This window comes from Merdimonas faecis, assembly GCF_001754075.1.
GTDB classification, from domain to species: Bacteria; Bacillota; Clostridia; order Lachnospirales; family Lachnospiraceae; genus Merdimonas; species Merdimonas faecis.
Genome location: NZ_MIEH01000037.1, coordinates 33,648 through 51,363, shown reverse-complemented (window position 1 = coordinate 51,363; position 17,716 = coordinate 33,648). Strand labels below are relative to the sequence as shown.

The following is a 17,716-nucleotide window of genomic DNA, read 5'->3' as shown; positions in this document are numbered from 1 at the left end:
TGCAGTTTGCGGAAACTCAAGTAAACTTCCCACTTTTAATACTTTTCATCACTTTTTATCAAAATTTACTTACTTCCCCCTCTTATTCTCCTCAGCAAAGTACTCTCCAAATCCCTCATAACAAAACCTGCATTTACTATTCGGGAACAGATCTGCATACCGCTTCTCCGGCAGAAAGTTGATCATATTATCATCCGTACATCTTCCCGGGTCATCATTGTGGTACAAAACCACATCTATATCTGTACCTGACCGTATATTCTGTTTGAGCAGATATCTAAATTCATAATCGGCAAGCGGAAGTGAGTATCCGCAAAATACTACTTTATCCGCCTGCTGCAATTCATACGCTGCATTTTGCCAAAGATTATTATACAGCTGACTATTAAGCAGCTTCATCATAGTAGGCGTTATAATCTCAGGTTTTATCTGAACTGCGTCTCCTTCGGCCTTCTGCCCACACTTAATACATTTTTCCTCTTCACTGTCATCGAACAGGTATTTCCCACAAGTTTCCGCATCACAGATTTGTAATGTTCCGCACTTCAGGCATCTGAACCAGTTGATCGAACCATGAATTTTTATATATGGGATTCTGAGGCTAGAGCTACCATCTGCATCCGGGTAAAGCTTTCCATCCGACTTTATGACATATGGGCTATTAAATTTGTAATCAAAATCAATCCCGTTTTTCCTAAAATACTCCTCCAGAAGAATATCCCAATTTGTTGTAATCACAGCAATATGCCCAGCATGCCTGCCAATATATCTTATTGTTTCCAGGTAGTCCGACTTATCATAAGCATGGCTAATAACTTTGTTGGAAAAATAAAAAGTGAAAAGCCTTAAAATGGCATTTTGAAGATTGTCAATTTCCGGATATGTATAATCAGCTGTATTATCTTTCATTGTGATACATTTGTCAAACAACGTAAAGATATCTTCTAAACATATCTGTATATCTGCTTTCTGAAGTTGTTCCCTTAACTCTTCTCTTAAGAGCATGAGTTCATTGCAATATTCATCCGGTTCCAGGTAAAATCTTTTTCCTGTATCACTCAAAACATCAATCAGATTAAAATCTTTTTCTTCTGCCTTAAAATTATAATTCGTACCGATAAAATCTATAATTTCAAGTACTCTGTTATTTGAACGATATATCTCATTAATACGTTTATAACGTTCAATAATCTTTTTCACATCGATATCAGCTGCATATTCCCGAAGAAGATATATGGCTACCTGAATATAAGCTGAAAGGAACTTCACGCTTTCTTTGTCCATCGCAGAGTCGATAATGTTTTCCTCTGGCGGTTCCGTCATTTCCTTCAGGATTTTATCCTGTATCGGAAGATTCGCAGGCGCTGAGAGGCCTGCGCCGGTCACAATAACAATTTTATCCCGCAAATATCTCACACCATTCCTTTATATTCGCACGCTGATGTTCCGTTCCAAAGGTTTCATAATCTGCTATCAACATGTCGCGTAATTCTGATAACCTATACTTTTCCACATCCTGCCACTCTTTCTGCTTACTGAAAAGGAAATGAAATGCTGCTACCAGAGCAGCCTCCTGAGTCGGACGGTTCCTTGTTATATTGCCGAACCTTGCCTTTACGATATACGGCACAGACTCATTATAAGTATTAAAATTGTTGATATCGTTTTGAATCACCTCATGGCACTGTTCACAATCGCAGATGTTCCTGTAATAATCAGCCGCATGCTCATCATTTCCTTTTTCCGGATCAAAATATCCTGTATCGATCAGGATATTCAGTGCTTCATCAAAACGCATCCTTTTATGCAGCGGCCTGAAATAATATTTATTTACAGGAAGTCCGCCTCCTACCGGAGTAATTGTCCTCGTTTCCCCGTATCCTACAGACTGCGCTGCCCCATATAATCTGGGCTTTATTTCTTTATTGCACAGGAAAATTGAATCATATCCGCCATATGACATAACCGGCTTCTTCCCGATTTCATTCAACGTACTAAGCAATTCACAGAAGCACTGCTTCTCCTCCCTGGAACAATCCCATGACGAGAAATCATTGATCCAGATAAAGAAATATTCGAAATTTTCTTCTCTATAGCTTTCACAGATCCTTTCCAACAATTTTTCATCCGTCAAAACTTCTTTATCCATCACCAGCTGTGCCGCTGCAGGACAATTTTCTCCGTTTTCCCTGTGGATTTCCAGGAAACGCTGCATATAAAGTTTATTAAGATGAAAAACTTCAGAGCGCTCCCTATCAGACATTTCCTTTTTTAACATAAAATAAGGTGCAATAACCACCCTGGGTGCCGGACCTGCGTTTATATATTTCAGATACTTACTGTACTCTTTCTTTTCTATAAACCGGTCCACATACTTTGTTTCAAATTCATAAATGCTTTGTGTAAGATCATCAATTACATCTCTCATTTCGGCAACCGAAAGGGGTCTTCTTTCGTTTGAAATAATATTCTGAATGCGCGGCGGAAGCTGCTCCAGATATTTTTGCACTGATTTTTTGATACAGGGCTGCCCATTCCGCGACTTTTTTGACATTATCGCATGAACACTGTGCTGCAGAATATGGGTCTGTGGATCAATGATATACTGATTTTTATGCACCGATACCAGATCTGCAACGGCAGCCCCACTGTATGCCACAATTGTTGCATTAAAAATAACGGCATCAAAGTCATTTTTAAACTTTACAAACGCCTTTTTATCCGTACCTGTATTATATCTAAGCATTCTAATTACATCATCCACGCAGAGCGCACCCACCTTTCTCTATGAATTGAATCACTTGCGTCTTCTGCACTTCCCACATCTTTTTCACTTTTTGCGGCAAAAGCACATGCTCAAACTGCTGTTTTTCACTTTCCATAAAATAAATACCTACTCCCAGTTCACCGCATCTCTTGATAATCTTTTCCTGCACCTTCTGAGTTTTGGGTTTTTGAACACATATTTCCAGATAATCAAATGAAACCGCTGTACTGATCACCTGTTCAATCGCTCTTTTCCAATTGTGTGTCTTAAACTCTACAGCTGTCACGGCACGCTCCTTCTGATTATATTTTACAAGATCGACAGAACGACAGAACACCGGCACTTCACATACCAGCTGAACATTATGATCATGCCAGAGGCTGATAAAAAGCTGCCTCTGCTCTTCCTCTGAAATCTTATTTTTCATAGTTAAGAACCTCTTTTTTGATAAGTGATTGTTCCGCATACTTCGGGTATCTGGTATACACATAATGCAGTAGCTGTTTCAGTGTCATCCCCGTAATCTTTTTCTTGTATTGCTCCAGCAGTTTAAGCTGTGGCAAAGTAATTTTTTTTAATAACTCCTCCTCTACAAATCCGCTTCCTGTATCTGTGATACTGTACTCCCGAAAGCTGTTCTCAGATTTCGTTTCCTCCTCATCTTCATAACATTCATCTACAAATTCTTTCTCAACAATATTATCAACACCTGACATTTCTTCCGTCTCATTGAGATCGTGAATCTGCATAAAGCCAATACCCGCAAAAAAATCGACCTGCTCATAAAGGTCCTTAGAAAACGGGCCGTAATTATACGCTATAAAATCAGGCAGCTTCTCGCTGTCCAGACCTTTCTTTTTCAATGCTGGAGCAATCTGTTCATTAAATAGAAACATCATTTTCATCAGTCTGACAGAGCCTTTTATCGGTTCTTTATCGTTTATATATAATAAAAGCAATAAATAATCCGAGCCCAGAAGTTTAGCTCCCATATTACAGCCTCCTTCCATTTCCGCTTTTTATTCAATCCTGTTTAATCAAAAAAACTGCCGGAAACATCATGTTTTATGCATATATCTTAACACAAGTTCCCGACAGTTCCTATAAGAAATTTATTATGTTTATATACTACAAGAAATATTCTCCCCCATGCAGTCGGACCTATCATGATTAAGCATGATTAAAGCCCTTTAACATGCTAATCCCTCCGAAACAGATCCCTCGTATACACCTTCTCTTCCACATCATCCAGGCATTCATCATACCGATTCGCAATAATACACTGACTCATTTCCTTAAACTTCTCCAGGTCATTCACAACTCTGCTTCCAAAGAATGTACTTCCATCTTCCAGCGTCGGTTCATAGATAACCACTGTAGCGCCTTTCGCCTTTACCCGTTTCATCACTCCCTGGATACTGCTCTGCCGGAAGTTATCAGAATGACTCTTCATCGTCAGACGGTAAACACCGATCACAATTTCTTTTTCTTTCGCCACATCGTATTCACTGTTGGCATCGTAGCCGCCGGCCAGTTCCAGTACACGATCTGCAATAAAATCCTTCCGGGTTCGGTTAGCTCCTAAATATTTATAAAAGCATATTAATACTCAAAGATACTGAACCCACATGAGATATTCTCTCATCCTTTCCTAGTCCTTTTCTTTCGGGCTTCCTCTTCCTTGTCCGCAATAATATCCCTTATTTCCTGAATAACCTCTGCCCGATCCTCTTCTCCGGCCTCTATGTATTTAGGAAATTCCTTCCAATCAATCTTGGTTTTCTCTTCTTGGCTAAACAAACTCTTAGCTTTTTTCTTAAAATGTTTTTCCGGGTTATGAAGATCAGTAACGATATCCTGCAATAAATATTTCTGCTCACATTTAAATTTTCCTCGAATTCCATCACTTTCTGCCAAGATTGTTACATATAAATAATCTTTTTCTATATATCTTTCTTCTTTTTCAAGATAATGCTTCAGAAATGTGGCCGGAAGATCCGAAATTTTGAATGAAAACCTATAATAATTCTGAATAAGATCAACCGTAGCTTTTAACGTAGTTTCATTGTTCCGTTCTACAATATCCTCTATTGATTTCACATAAGAACAGTATATTCTGCACTGCACGTCATATATCCATTTTTTACCAGGATTTCCAAGCAAAAGTCCTAATGTCAATTCTCCTTCGCTGCCTTCACTGGTTCTTCTTCTAATTACAAGCTTTTTAGGAAAAATCAACTGAACATCCCGATCCAGGATATATGCAAAAATCATACTTCCCATAATCGCAAATACCAGCCCCTCAATTATCTGTTTTATGCTGATAATTGTACTGACATATAGCTCGTTCGTACTTTCTGGCGCTAATATACTATTATTACTAAACAGCAAAAGAAATGTCCTGAGATATGTACTACTTTCCAGATATTTTGAAATAAAAAAAGCCCCTAACATATTAAGGGCAATTAAAAACACACTATATCCTAATATTTGTATTGTTATATTTTTTATTACTTTCTTCATTGTAACAAATGTTCCTTCTCTATTTTTATAACAGAACGGTCATCCTGGGCTTTATTATTGTATCTCATCGCCTTGATTATCAATTCCTGGGCAGTGCTTTCATATATTTCTCCGATAAAAGCACCGGATAAATACCCCTCCATCCCGTCTGAAGATAAGATAATCTGATCTATATTCGCACAGTCTATTACGCCACTCTGAATAAAATCATACGCTCTTTCATCGCCATTCAACACCCCGTAACCACAGGGATGTTTTATATTGTTGCAAATGATATGTCGGATCTCATAAGTCGAATATTCCCTTTTATGCCTGGCAATCTCCTGTGTCTGACACGTTGTAAAAATTTCCACTTTATCGCCTGTAATAACTCTGCCGTAACAATCACCTATATATGCGTAATAAAACCGCTGATCTTCGATCACCCCTATAATTCCTACTGCGCCAGCTGCAAAATCCAGTATATGCTCACGATTATATTCTTGTACCTTTGCATTTGCCTTCATCATAGCAGTCACAATCCTATCTCGCACATTCCCTAAAGTGACAGAAAGTTCCTTATGGATATTAGCCTTTAAAATTTCCGTTGCCTCTGCCGCCGGACTTGGGAAAGGATATACGCCATTTATAGTATCTCTTGAAACTCCATCTAACAGAATGAATATATTTCTATCCAAATCACAAAAAACTAAATCTTCATTTGGCTTATCCTGTTGTTTTGTATTTTTAATTGTTCCATATGAAATCTTCATTTGCCTTACCAACCATTATTACTCAAATTATGACCTTTTTATTTAACTGACTTTATAAACCTCATTCTCTTATTTCCTTCTGGAATCGGTTATCACATACTTTTACAACATATTCATATAGTTGACTTGATGCTTCATGAAAATATAGATTTTTATATACATCACCCGCCGAAAACATCTCAAAGGTTACTTCATGACTTAATAATATCTCGTATTTATCCTCAATCAAACCATGCTTTTGTAGTTTACTTATTGATATTTCCAACTGTGCTCTACTAATACCTAATTGACCACAGCATTGTACGATATCTTCGTTTTCAATAAGTTTATACTTTTCTGCTACATTTCCTACAACTATATCATACATTGTCTTAAAATTGATCAGATCGTAATCATTCATATCTGATACCTCACCATTTTGGGTAGCAGGGAATAGTTTCTGCCTTTCTGCATCTCCTCTCCATTTTTCTAAATCTTAGGCTTCCCTGTTATCTTCACCAGCAAAAATGTAAAAACCGCATTTAATGCAGCCCCAGCTCCTGTGATGATTTCCGAATACTTTTCATAAATTCTGCAGGCATCCAACGCAAATTGTTCATATCTGCTTAATTCCGTACCACTTTCAATAATACTATTCAACTGTGTCAACTTTTCCATAAAGGGAAACTGAACAATATAAGATGTCAGACCTATTCCGGCCACTAATCCTGCAACGCATAAATACTTACATAGAGGAGATATAACGCCTTCCACAGATATCGGCAGCATGCCCATAGGATAATAAATCTGCTTACCATCAACTTTTTTTTGCAGTACCTGCATAAACAGCATTGTTTGGCCATTTTCCTCAACTTTCATTGGACGAAACGGTATCTCCAGTCTATTTTGCTCACTTTCGAAATAATTACTGTTCTCCGGGATACGACAAAACCTCATGGCATCTGAAACTAAGAAAGGGATCTCAGAAAACGGCTTTTCATTAAAATGCGGAACATAATATGACAGCACAAGATAGTATCCTTTTCCGGCATTCAAATGATAGCCATTTTCTCCGCAGATAAGTTCTTTATTTTTCCCAGTCTCGAACATTGAAATCTTGGCAAAAACAGTATAATATTTCTGAAACCTTTCTGTCTTGGCCATGCGATGAGCTGTATATATCCAAGATTCCTCCGTGTAATCTATAAAATCATGCTCTATTTGATATCCAGAAGCACTGCGAACTGCCAGCCTGATATGGTGATACTTTTCATACCCTTCGGGGTATAACACAGATGCGACTTCCTCATTAAGCTGTTCGGGGTCAGAAGAAAAACAAAAATTTCCCAGCTGCACTCTGTAATATAACTGTCCATCTTCACATATACAAGAAAGAAGTTTTCCTCTTCGCAGAGGGATAAATCCCTGTTTCCCCTCTTTATCTTCATCATAGTAAAATATTATCACATCATCCTCACGTTGGCAGTGCTCTAAAGCAGCTGAAGCATCCACAATACCATCCTGCCGTGAACCGGAAGTGTATTTATACTTCAGAGTTTTTACTGCTCCTCTGGGAAGATATAAAGTCATAAGAATATCATTTACATATGCTAATCTTGTCCCTGTTAAAAAAAGAAATATCATCATAGTTTAGCCTCACTTATGCAATAGTTCTTAATACTATATCTCCAGCAAATCCAGATACATTTTTAACAACCGTTTTTTCGCTGGACTTAGTCTGTCGATTTTCCTTTTCAGTTCCTCGTTTGAAACATCAAAATCAATCTGATACAATTCATAAGACAGCAGTTGTCCCAGAGACATATCCAAGGCTTTACAGATCAGGTTAAGTGTAGATATCGTCGGATTTCCCCTGCCTGACATCAATTTGTACAAAGCTGCCAGAGAAATCTGGGACTGATCAGCCAATTCCTGATAGGACATCCCTTTTTTCCTGCACAAGTATTTAATTCTTTCTCCTATTTCCGCCATTTCTGTCTCATTTTTGCCTTTGTTTTGCATCATTCATTCCTCCGCACTGTTATCTTCCTTCTAAAGACCTCTTTCCACCAATCCAACTTTCAAAACACTTGATAGTTTCCCATCACCCTAATACGATCCAGCCATTCATAAACCTGCTGTGGGGTATAAAGTTTTTCCCCGTTTTTGTCTCTGAGATTCTCAACGGAAGATGCCAATAGAGCATATTCATTTTCCAGACTGGTATGAAATACTCCTCTATCATCTGTATTGATAGAAACAAACATCTGTGCATTCTCTTGGTCATTACACAATCCCAAAGAATATAAATTTAAAACTGGATGCTCTGCATAGGAATCCATGGTACTAATGAGTAGATTAGAAGAAGGATTTACCTCAATCCCTATACCTTTTTGAGCTACTTTTTTCTGCATACACTTCTGTAGACAAAGAACTCCCTGTATGTACAACTCCGGAACTCGCTTCTCAATAACTCTTTCTCCTTTTTCCCGAACCTCTTTATCAAAATGATAGCGGCAATACAGTTCTGAAATAAGTGGATCTTTGCGCATTTCTTCTAATTCCTTATTCTCCCACGCAATCACCCCTGGTTCTGCTATCTCAAATTCCGGTTCTATATATCTTCCAGTCCGATATCTTTCTGGTATATCTCCTCGCAGTTTCCAAGCCTCATAATAATTATAAATTGTCATTTGACTGACATTCTGTAATCCTACGTTCTTTTCGCCATTTTCGTATATTCTGTGAAAGAATTTGATAAATTCCTGATGCAAATATTCTTTCAGAAGTTCGCAGCCCTCCATCTGGAATTCTAGAATCATCATATAAAACCACATCACATTATCCAGATAATCCTGCTCATGTAGATGGATATAGTACCCTTTCTTTTCGTACCATTTTTTCAGATCCAATCCCAACACCGTTGCATGACCAAGCCGATCGCCTGATCCCATTTCCAAAAAGCGTACTGCTTCATCAATTGCCCGAAGTCCATCCACAGGATCCAGGAAATCTTCCCCAACATGATAAGTCACACTCAACTGTGGAAGCTTCTGTTTTTCCTCACTGAACTCCGGATCAACATCCATACGCAATCTTCGGAAAACACAGGCAAACACTTCAGGACGGCATCCGATTTCCATAGCACAGGCATCGATTCCCCGAACACGACAGGCAATCTGTGGGCGCAGTCTCCGCATTTTGAGAATCGCCTCTTTCTGTCGGTTCAACTTTTTTCGGAGACTGTCATGTCTGCATTCAATCAGGATTTTCTCTTTCTTGCTTTTCTCCTGACTTTTGGCGAAATGAAGCACATAGAAGAACTGATCCTCTGACAAGACACCCGAATACTTCTCATTAAGCTTAATTTCCTGCTTTCTGTCTGCTTCGTTTCTTTTCCGAAGCAAACGATCATAAGTCTCTATCTGCTTTACATTGGCAGCAAAATCATCTTCTGGCGTAATCCGAATTTCCAGCGACTGCAGATTTTCCTTACAGAAACTTTCCAGTACTGCATGCTGTACCATCCATGTCATATTCTGTTTCCGTTCTCTTGTCTCCCAGAAAACTCTCTTCTCACTGGCTGTTGGATTCACTGGCAGAAAAAATCCCTTCCGTCTGTTGTATACTGAAAAATTCTCAAAACCGATTTTGTCATTGCTCTGAACCAATTCCTTACGAAACCAAGTACGAATCACCAGATAAGGATACAGCATTCTGTGAACAGTCTCCGGCAGCCGATTTTCTCCGAAAATATCACGGAGCATTTCATAGATCAGTTTCCTCTCTCCACTAAACAGCCAATTAGAGTACATCTTTGGTTCTCTCCTGCCGCACAAAGTATAGTCTGGAGCCATTGTCCCATCCGACGCAATAGCAAAAGTTTTGAGACGCAAGTCCTGAACCATTCCTGAAATCCACGCTCTCTCATGTAGAATCAGATTACCGGACTGCAAAATCTGCCAGCTCTTTTTGGCATCAATCACATTTTTCCCAGAGCTTTTCTCCTGCAGTGCCTGATACATAACCACCCTCATCAAAGCAGCCTGCAAAATCCGTGCATTGATCAAAAAACGACTATCCATTCCGCTGATGTCATATTGAAAATGTCTGCGTGTTTTCTCCATCCCCATCAGTCCAGTCATATATTTCCCATGATGAATATCATTCATCAGACGAATCCAGATCAATGGAAATATCGGAGCTGAACCATACAGATGAAAATGATTATCTGAAAGCCCTTGCTGCATAATTCCATTCAGCTGCTTATTATCATGCCCCAATACAATATTCCAATTAAAGTCACTCCAGTCTCGTCCATTTTTTTGAGAATCATCTGCCAGAAATGCGCATGTCAAAAGATCCTCTCCTAAATCCTGTGATATGTCCCGCCATCGCAGAATTGTTTCATACCGACAGCAGGGCTGATTATTTTTCACAACTAGAAGTTCTGCTGCGATCTTGGCCAATGCTTCAAACACACTATGCTTCTCGGTGCGCTCCAGATGAAACTCGCTGATCATCTTCGCCTCTGTATCCGAATACTCTCGGCAGTAACTTCCCATCAACTCCGCCAGTCTTTCGGCCGGAAATCTTCTATCGTCAAAGCCTTCTTGCAGAATTAATTCCACTGGCATATCGACAAAAAACAGTTTTGCAATTTTATCCAGCACAGTAGTTTCTGCCATATTCTATTCTCCTTCTGCATAAACTGTTGCTATTGCCCCCGTCTCTCCATAAAAAATCTGATGCACAATATCCACAATCTCTTTATTTATCTGCTCTTTTATCTGATCATTTAGTGACAGCCAAACAAAATAAAATTTTGAGAATCTTTCGGAATAATCCAAATTCACACCGATTTTTCCATATCCTTCTTCTTTTCCTTCTTCTTCTTTCATCTTATCAATCAGCTTCTCATATGCCTTTTTCAAATAATCAAGCCATTCATGCTTGTCACAGGTTTCCGGATTGTCTTCCTGAAGTTCTCTGCGAGTTCTTTTCAAGATGTTATAGGCATAATCTACTTGATAGAAAGGAAAAATCGGACGAGTTTCTTTTTCTTTAATCATAGAGCTTTTTTCTATCCAATTTAGTAGATTTTTATTTACGCGTTCTTGTATTTCTGTATCCAAATGTCCCAAATTAGAACTCAACGATTCTGTCAGCTTCTGACTGATTTTCCTATGAAGCATAGCTAAATACTCTTTGAGTACCAGTGTCTTCGGAATCATTTCAAGAATACTGCAGGAGACATTTATATTCTCAAACCTCAATTGCAGCACATATCCGTCTGTGCCCCCTGTTATTGCATCGGCTGCTATTGTAGTGTTCTTTAATTCGACAATTTCAAATCGAATCGGAAAAGCCTCTCGATTTGTGCCAATTTCAGGTGTGTTCAAAAAAAAGAACATCCACTCCAAAGATGGAATCAACTTATTTTCTTCCATAATTTTTGTCAATTTCCCGGTAATCTCATCAATCTCAGTAAATGACTTTTTCTTTCTTTTCCCAAACACTTCTGTTGGAATCAAACAAAGATTTTTGGTCATCTCATTTCCAGCAATCAATTCCTGATATCCAAGATTACGTGTTCCACTAACCTCTTTAGTAAATAGCACTGATTCCTCTTGTTTTCTTCCAGGCATCATATCCCCGATCCATGAACTCCCAAAGGCTTTTCCTGCAAGTCTCAGCAAAATCTGTTTTGATGCTTCTCTCCTGATATGATCCGGATTTCTTGTAAAACAAACTCTTTCCCGTACCATTTCCGATGTTAGAGATGCCAGTACGCATTTCACATATGCTTTATTTTCTCTGCTCTCCCTGCCATATTCATAAATTCGCTCCATAAGATCCCCGTAACGATATTCCTGAACCGGATCATTTTGTGCATGGTTTCTTTCTGATGAGTCATTTATCTGCGATCTTGGTCTCTTACCAGTTTTCCTGTCCCTTTCCAGAATGGAATCCATTTCCGACACCAATTCCACATCATCATTATGACTCTGCTTTAACCAAGACCCCATATAAACACATGCACTTTCCGGTCTGCGTTCCAAACGAATATCCAGCCACTGGTAAAATTCTTTTTTCTGCTGATCCGAAAGCAAATGATTTGCCAACCGATTTACGATATCCATGTTGATCCGTTCGTGATTTTGGTCATAACGCTCCATATAAATGCGGCTTTGATCCGGTTTCTTTTTTACTTTCTCCCAAGCCTTAAAATCAATATCATATAACTCATCCAGGAAACGGTGATAAGATACCAGCCCCCGGACATTTTCCGGCTCTGCAAAATGACGTTTTTTGCCTTTGATATCATATAAAATATTCATCTTTCGGGACATGTTCCGCATTACATACTGCTTCACTGTGTCCCCTTCTTTTGAATCATTTAAAACTAGAATATTCCGTGTATCACTGTTTAGATCCGGCATATAGATCCTTTTACTGATAGGCAAGGCTTTTCCGATATAATCCCTGCCCAGTTCTCTGCACTTCTCTTCTACTTTTTCTTCAATTACATGGGATTTTTCTGCCGAAAAGGCTTTTACGAAATGAATCCAGCAGATTTCATTCAATTGTTTATAATCCGCTGAAATGGTGATAATTATATGAGGACTGGCAAAGTATTTCTGCATCTGCTTCAACATCTCAAATCCATGCTCAACATTCAAATCCAGATCATCCAAAACAATAACCAGATAATGCTGATCCTCTGAAAATTTTCCCTGATAAAATATCATTTGAAGCAGCTCGTCAATCATTGTCTGAAGCATCAGGCTGCCCGAAATATACTGTACTTTTGCAATATATGAATCAACAAATTCATCTTCTCTACTATCCCTGATAGCATAGTATGCCTTCAGTATTCTTTCAAACTGTTTGAGAACATCATCCTTCTGTATTCTGGTCTCCGCCATGGCACAACAATTTCTTTCCTTTTCCTGGAAAAAACAAAGTAAGTTTGACATAATCAATTCAAATAAATCTTCCTTATTTTCCAGCATAGATACATCAATTCGAGAAAAGACATGAAAACAGAACCGTTTCTTTTCCAGTTTTTCCCTAACATCTTCTTCCGGAACCACACGTTTCAGCCACCACAGATACTCATTTTCTTTCGACAGGCTTTTTAATATTCTGCAAAACTCTTCCATAGCCGTCGTCTTTCCCGATCCACGTTCACCGAGAAACGCAATCATATTTGCCGTCTCCCGGTTCAATGTGTCGAACTCACAATCTTTGTCTGCTTTACAGAGAGACTCCTTCCACAACACATCCCAGAAAATAGTCCTCAGCGCATCTTCATAATTATCCGTATAAACCGGATACTGTACATGTTCCTGTACTGTCGTGTCATATTGTCCTTCTAACTTCAATTCCAGTTCTTTGAATCTTTCCCTCATAATCTTCCTCCATTAAAAAATGAGAGAATCTCTTCCCTCACTTTTTCTCTTTCACCTCTACATAGCCTTCTTCACATTAATACTTCGCCCGATGCATCTCTGACTGCTCCATATCACCTATGGAACGGTAAGCTGCCGTTAACACTTCATGCAACCGTTTTACTCTTATTCTATTTTGACTTTCTCTCTGATAATCGGCTTTATTTGATCCGTAAAGGGTCTGATATTCTTCAAACATATCGTTTATAATATGCTGATCTATAAATTTCAGGACTTCTTCCCCGTACTCGATTGCTTTATCTGCGTCATTCCAGTAATTCCAAAAACGAAGGCATAGCAGAAGACAGGATTTGCAATAATATTCGATTTCCAAAGGATCCAATTTCCCTTCATTATCAGTTCTATGACTAATCTCCTTTCGACATGCCATAAGGTATTGAATAAACTGTCCTTTGTTGCCTTCACTTTCGTACATCACTGCAACTTTATAAATATTTCGATATTTAGGCTGTAATAGGTAGGCCTCACCGTATGCCTGTTTTGCCTCAGATAAAGTTCCATTGTTTCGCTCAAAGCGCAATCCCAGCCAGTAATAAACATGTGATGCGTATGGCTGCCGCCCAATCATCTGCACAGCTGTCTGATAAGCATTGACTGTCAACTGATACGCATCATCTGCTTTTTCCGTTATCAGCCCTAACAACACATATAGATTTGCCTTTTCAGGGTAGGCATAAATCAGTGACCAACATTCTTTCACAAGCTCTGCAACCCCATATTCCAGATTAAGCTGTCTTCGGAAACCATTTTTATCACACAATTCTCCGTTTCCACGTAGATAATACTCCTCATCTTTCAGAAACCAGCAGGCCAGATTCACTCTTTGCTTACAATAAAGAACACTATATCGATAATAAAACTCCCCCTGTCGATCTCCTCTTCCCCAAGAATTCCCTGCCTTTTGGGAACTATCATCATCCTCCAGAGCCTGCAGCTTTTCTACTGCATTTAGAAACTTTTTCTTAGATTCTACATGGATTTCCGATAACATACGGTAATACTGCAAATCACAGGCAGCAATGACTACATTCTGTTCCAGATAGATATCCAACAACTTCTGCATCACAGATTGAGAAACATTCAGCTTATATAAATAGATTTTATCAAAAATATATGCAAACAAACCCTGCATGCTTTTCTGTGCATTTTCCGTCTGCAGAACTTCAGGCTGAAGTGTCAATTCCCTTAATTCTTTCATATTCAATTTTTCAAAATTATCTTCCCCTACAATGATCAGACAATATGGTTTATCCTCTAAAGATTTACTTAGGCAAAATCTCTCATTCATCAGATATATTACAAACTGTGTGTCATCTGACTGTTGTTCTCTCGGCAAAGAATCCACTGCATCTTCCAACACAAAGATACCGATAAACCTAAAAAATTCCGCCAGAATATTATATAATACTCTATTTTTCCGATCGTGTACTATTTTTATCGCCCTTAACTCTTCCATATCTATCTCATTTCTATTTTCTTATATCTATTATATGCGCCGACACTCAATGAAATAAGAGTGGATCGAACATATATACTTCTTATTCTACAATAGATATGGCAGGTAAAGAGCATGCATGGATAAGCAGATTTCGAATATACTTATGATATGCTATTATTAATTCCATGCACATAAGCTGTACCTCCTATTAAATCAGTATTTTTATTATAGCATAGAATAATCCTCTCATTTTCTAATATAGTATAATTTTGCGTATTATATTAGAATTCCTTGACTTTTCATGATTGTGTCTACAATAGGAATTATTCTTACAGGATCACTATACTCCTCTGCCACCTACTCTCCAAGTCATTTGCTTAAGATTTCCGCCACACTATCTTATTCACCACTCCAGTGTAGCTCTGGATAATCTTCACCACTTTTGTGCTCACATTCTCCTCCACGTAATCAGGCACCGGCATGCCATAGTCCTCGTTCCGGTTCATCTCCACCGCTGTGTCCACAGCCTGCAGAAGGGAGATCTCGTCAATGCCGGCCAGGATAAAGCAGGCCTTGTCCAAAGCCTCGGGGCGTTCCGTGGAGGTACGGATACACACAGCCGGAAATGGATGCCCTATGGAAGTAAAGTAAGAGCTCTCCTCCGGCAATGTACCCGAGTCGGACACTACAGCAAAAGCGTTCATCTGCAGATGATTATAGTCATGAAAGCCCAGGGGATCATGCCGTACCACCCTCGGGTCCAGCTCAAACCCAGACTCTTCCAGCCGCTTTCTGGATCTAGGATGGCAAGAGTAGAGAATGGGCATGTCGTATTTATCTGCCAGTTTATTGATCGCTGTAAAAAGGGACAGGAAATTCTTCTCTGTATCAATATTTTCCTCTCTGTGGGCAGAAAGAAGCATATACTTTCCAGGCTCCAGCCCCAGATTCTCCAGTATATCTGACTTCTCTATCGCATCCAGATTCTGGTGAAGCACCTCTGCCATGGGGCTTCCCGTCACATACACTCGCTCCTTTGGAAGACCGCACTCGTGAAGATACTTTCTGGCATGCTCACTGTACGCCAGATTGACGTCGGAAATAATATCTACAATCCTGCGGTTCGTCTCCTCCGGCAGGCACTCATCCTTGCATCGGTTCCCGGCTTCCATATGAAAGATAGGAATGTGAAGACGCTTTGCTGCAATGGCAGAAAGGCAGGAATTTGTATCCCCCAGGATCAGCAGAGCATCCGGCCTGATCTGGCTCATAAGCTTGTAGGAACAGTTAATGATGTTGCCCACGGTTTCTCCCAGGTCATCTCCCACTGCATCCATGTACACCTCTGGATCATCCAGCTTCAGGTCTCTAAAAAAGACGCCGTTGAGATTATAGTCATAATTCTGGCCTGTATGGGCCAGAATACAGTCAAAATATTTCCTGCATTTGGTGATCACTGCCCCCAGACGAATAATCTCCGGGCGGGTACCCACGATGATCAGCAGCTTCAGTTTTCCGTTATCCCTAAACTTTATATCCGTATAGTTTGTCTTCATTCTCTTCCTCCTCGCTCTACACCGGTTCTCCGAATGTGTCCGGATGTTCCGGGTCAAAAGGCTCATTGGCCCACATGACTGTCACCAGATCCTCTGTGTCGGACAGATTGATGATATTGTGGGTGTAGCCCGGGATCATCTCTACCACAGTGATCTCCTCACCGCTGACCTCGTAATTGACCACAGGATAGGGATTGCCATCCTGATCTCTCCCGATCTTCCGGAGCTGGATCAGTCCCCGCCCGGATACCACTACAAATTTCTCATTCTTGGTGTGGTGCCAGTGCTGCCCCTTCGTGATGCCGGGCTTACTGATATTGACAGACACCTGGCCCCGGTCCGCCGTCCGTAGGATCTCTGTAAAGCTGCCCCTGTCGTCTCTGTTCATCTTCAGCTTATAGGAAAATCCGTCCGTCGGCAGATAAGACAGATAGTTGGCATAGAGCCTCTTGGCAAATCCATCGCTCATGTCAGGCACGGACAGATCCTGTCTGCTCTCCTTAAAGGAATACAAAAGATTCACAATCTCTCCCAATGTCACATGGAACGTAACCGGACAATAGCAGAATCCCTTCTCATCCCTGTGCTCCTGACCATTCAAGGCCAGCAACAGCTCTTCTACCAGATCATCTATATAGAGAAGCTCCAGCTCTGTGCTGCGATCATTGACCTGGATAGGCAGGTCATTAGCAATATTATTGCTAAATGTAGCCACCGCAGAGTTATAGTTGGGCCTGCACCACTTTCCAAACAGATTGGGGAATCGGTAGATGAGTACTTTGGCTCCTGTCTCCTCACTGTATCTGCGGAACAATTCCTCTCCCGCCAGCTTGCTTTTTCCATATTCGCTCCCTGCAAACCGCCCTTCCAGACTAGCCTGGATACTGCTGGAGAGCATGACAGGCGCTTTATTTTTATACTTTTTCAGTGTATCAAGGAGAGTAGAGGCAAATCCAAAATTACCTTTCATAAACTCTTCCTGATCTTTGGGGCGGTTCACCCCTGCCAGGTTAAACACAAAGTCTGCGTCCTGGCAGTACCGCTCCAGCTCTTCCTGGGTGGAGTCTATATCATATGCATAGATCTCCAGATCAGAGGGACGTTCCAGTCCTTTTATCGTATGTATACGGTCTTTCCCATCCCGGATATTCTCCAGGGAAGCCGTCAGATTCTTTCCCACAAAGCCTTTGGCTCCGGTGATCAATATTTTCATTTTCCTTCTCCCT

General features: G+C 40.0%; 14 protein-coding genes and 1 pseudogene. All 15 read right to left on the bottom strand.

All coding sequences use genetic code 11. The features are described from left to right. Positions 1-69: 69 nt before the first annotated feature. Positions 70-1,284, bottom strand: a complete 1,215-nt coding sequence (locus BKD12_RS15675) for an SIR2 family protein (RefSeq protein ID WP_176730992.1) — start codon at positions 1,282-1,284, stop codon at positions 70-72. A 112-nt stretch (positions 1,285-1,396) separates the two neighbouring features. Beyond that, positions 1,397-2,746, bottom strand: a complete 1,350-nt coding sequence (locus BKD12_RS15670) for a hypothetical protein (RefSeq protein WP_070090285.1) — start codon at positions 2,744-2,746, stop codon at positions 1,397-1,399. 10 nt (positions 2,747-2,756) lie between these two features. Further along, positions 2,757-3,194 carry a hypothetical protein gene (locus tag BKD12_RS15665; RefSeq protein WP_070090284.1) on the bottom strand — a complete coding sequence of 146 codons (438 nt, stop codon included), beginning with the start codon at positions 3,192-3,194 and terminating at the stop codon, positions 2,757-2,759. After that, the gene (locus BKD12_RS15660) at positions 3,184-3,759 is read right to left on the bottom strand and encodes a hypothetical protein (protein WP_070090283.1); all 576 of its coding nucleotides are present in this window, start codon (positions 3,757-3,759) and stop codon (positions 3,184-3,186) included. Before BKD12_RS15660 ends, BKD12_RS15665 begins: the two co-directional genes overlap by 11 nt. 206 nt (positions 3,760-3,965) lie before the next feature. Further along, positions 3,966-4,346, bottom strand: a pseudogene (locus BKD12_RS15655) (UDP binding domain-containing protein); the annotation flags it as partial. 62 nt (positions 4,347-4,408) lie between these two features. After that, entirely contained in the window at positions 4,409-5,290 is an 882-nt protein-coding gene (locus tag BKD12_RS15650; protein WP_141736965.1) for a hypothetical protein, read from the bottom strand. Then, a complete protein-coding gene (locus BKD12_RS15645; RefSeq protein WP_070090280.1) occupies positions 5,287-6,042 on the bottom strand; it encodes a hypothetical protein in 756 nt (251 codons plus the stop codon). Before BKD12_RS15645 ends, BKD12_RS15650 begins: the two co-directional genes overlap by 4 nt. 61 nt (positions 6,043-6,103) lie before the next feature. Then, complete coding sequence (locus tag BKD12_RS15640; protein ID WP_070090279.1) at positions 6,104-6,442, bottom strand: hypothetical protein; 339 nt, start codon at positions 6,440-6,442, stop codon at positions 6,104-6,106. 68 nt (positions 6,443-6,510) lie between these two features. Beyond that, on the bottom strand, positions 6,511-7,668 hold the full coding sequence (locus BKD12_RS15635; RefSeq protein ID WP_070090278.1) for a hypothetical protein: 1,158 nt from the start codon (positions 7,666-7,668) through the stop codon (positions 6,511-6,513). Between the two features lie 33 nt (positions 7,669-7,701). Continuing rightward, complete coding sequence (locus BKD12_RS15630; protein WP_083263001.1) at positions 7,702-8,046, bottom strand: helix-turn-helix domain-containing protein; 345 nt, start codon at positions 8,044-8,046, stop codon at positions 7,702-7,704. A 56-nt stretch (positions 8,047-8,102) separates the two neighbouring features. After that, positions 8,103-10,709 (bottom strand): hypothetical protein, encoded by a 2,607-nt coding sequence (locus BKD12_RS15625; protein ID WP_070090276.1) that lies wholly within the window; start codon positions 10,707-10,709, stop codon positions 8,103-8,105. 3 nt (positions 10,710-10,712) lie between these two features. Beyond that, positions 10,713-13,118, bottom strand: coding sequence for a hypothetical protein (locus tag BKD12_RS15620; protein ID WP_141736964.1), 2,406 nt, complete (start codon positions 13,116-13,118; stop codon positions 10,713-10,715). A gap of 394 nt (positions 13,119-13,512) precedes the next feature. Next, the gene (locus tag BKD12_RS15615) at positions 13,513-14,952 is read right to left on the bottom strand and encodes a hypothetical protein (protein WP_070090274.1); all 1,440 of its coding nucleotides are present in this window, start codon (positions 14,950-14,952) and stop codon (positions 13,513-13,515) included. Between the two features lie 359 nt (positions 14,953-15,311). Continuing rightward, positions 15,312-16,490 (bottom strand): UDP-N-acetyl glucosamine 2-epimerase, encoded by a 1,179-nt coding sequence (locus BKD12_RS15610; RefSeq protein ID WP_070090273.1) that lies wholly within the window; start codon positions 16,488-16,490, stop codon positions 15,312-15,314. A gap of 16 nt (positions 16,491-16,506) precedes the next feature. Next, positions 16,507-17,703 (bottom strand): capsular polysaccharide biosynthesis protein CapF, encoded by a 1,197-nt coding sequence (locus tag BKD12_RS15605; protein WP_070090294.1) that lies wholly within the window; start codon positions 17,701-17,703, stop codon positions 16,507-16,509. Between the last annotated feature and the right edge of the window lie 13 nt (positions 17,704-17,716).

Excerpts from the sequence above, each read along its gene's own strand:
- BKD12_RS15625 (WP_070090276.1), bottom strand. The coding sequence starts at position 10,709 with ATGGCAGAAACTACTGTGCTGGATAAAATTGCAAAACTGTTTTTTGTC.
- BKD12_RS15650 (WP_141736965.1), bottom strand. The coding sequence starts at position 5,290 with ATGAAGAAAGTAATAAAAAATATAACAATACAAATATTAGGATATAGT.
- BKD12_RS15660 (WP_070090283.1), bottom strand. The coding sequence starts at position 3,759 with ATGGGAGCTAAACTTCTGGGCTCGGATTATTTATTGCTTTTATTATAT.
- BKD12_RS15635 (WP_070090278.1), bottom strand. The coding sequence starts at position 7,668 with ATGATGATATTTCTTTTTTTAACAGGGACAAGATTAGCATATGTAAAT.
- BKD12_RS15605 (WP_070090294.1), bottom strand. The coding sequence starts at position 17,703 with ATGAAAATATTGATCACCGGAGCCAAAGGCTTTGTGGGAAAGAATCTG.
- BKD12_RS15665 (WP_070090284.1), bottom strand. The coding sequence starts at position 3,194 with ATGAAAAATAAGATTTCAGAGGAAGAGCAGAGGCAGCTTTTTATCAGC.
- BKD12_RS15630 (WP_083263001.1), bottom strand. The coding sequence starts at position 8,046 with ATGATGCAAAACAAAGGCAAAAATGAGACAGAAATGGCGGAAATAGGA.
- BKD12_RS15670 (WP_070090285.1), bottom strand. The coding sequence starts at position 2,746 with ATGCTTAGATATAATACAGGTACGGATAAAAAGGCGTTTGTAAAGTTT.
- BKD12_RS15610 (WP_070090273.1), bottom strand. The coding sequence starts at position 16,490 with ATGAAGACAAACTATACGGATATAAAGTTTAGGGATAACGGAAAACTG.
- BKD12_RS15640 (WP_070090279.1), bottom strand. The coding sequence starts at position 6,442 with ATGAATGATTACGATCTGATCAATTTTAAGACAATGTATGATATAGTT.
- BKD12_RS15675 (WP_176730992.1), bottom strand. The coding sequence starts at position 1,284 with ATGGACAAAGAAAGCGTGAAGTTCCTTTCAGCTTATATTCAGGTAGCC.
- BKD12_RS15645 (WP_070090280.1), bottom strand. The coding sequence starts at position 6,042 with ATGAAGATTTCATATGGAACAATTAAAAATACAAAACAACAGGATAAG.
- BKD12_RS15615 (WP_070090274.1), bottom strand. The coding sequence starts at position 14,952 with ATGGAAGAGTTAAGGGCGATAAAAATAGTACACGATCGGAAAAATAGA.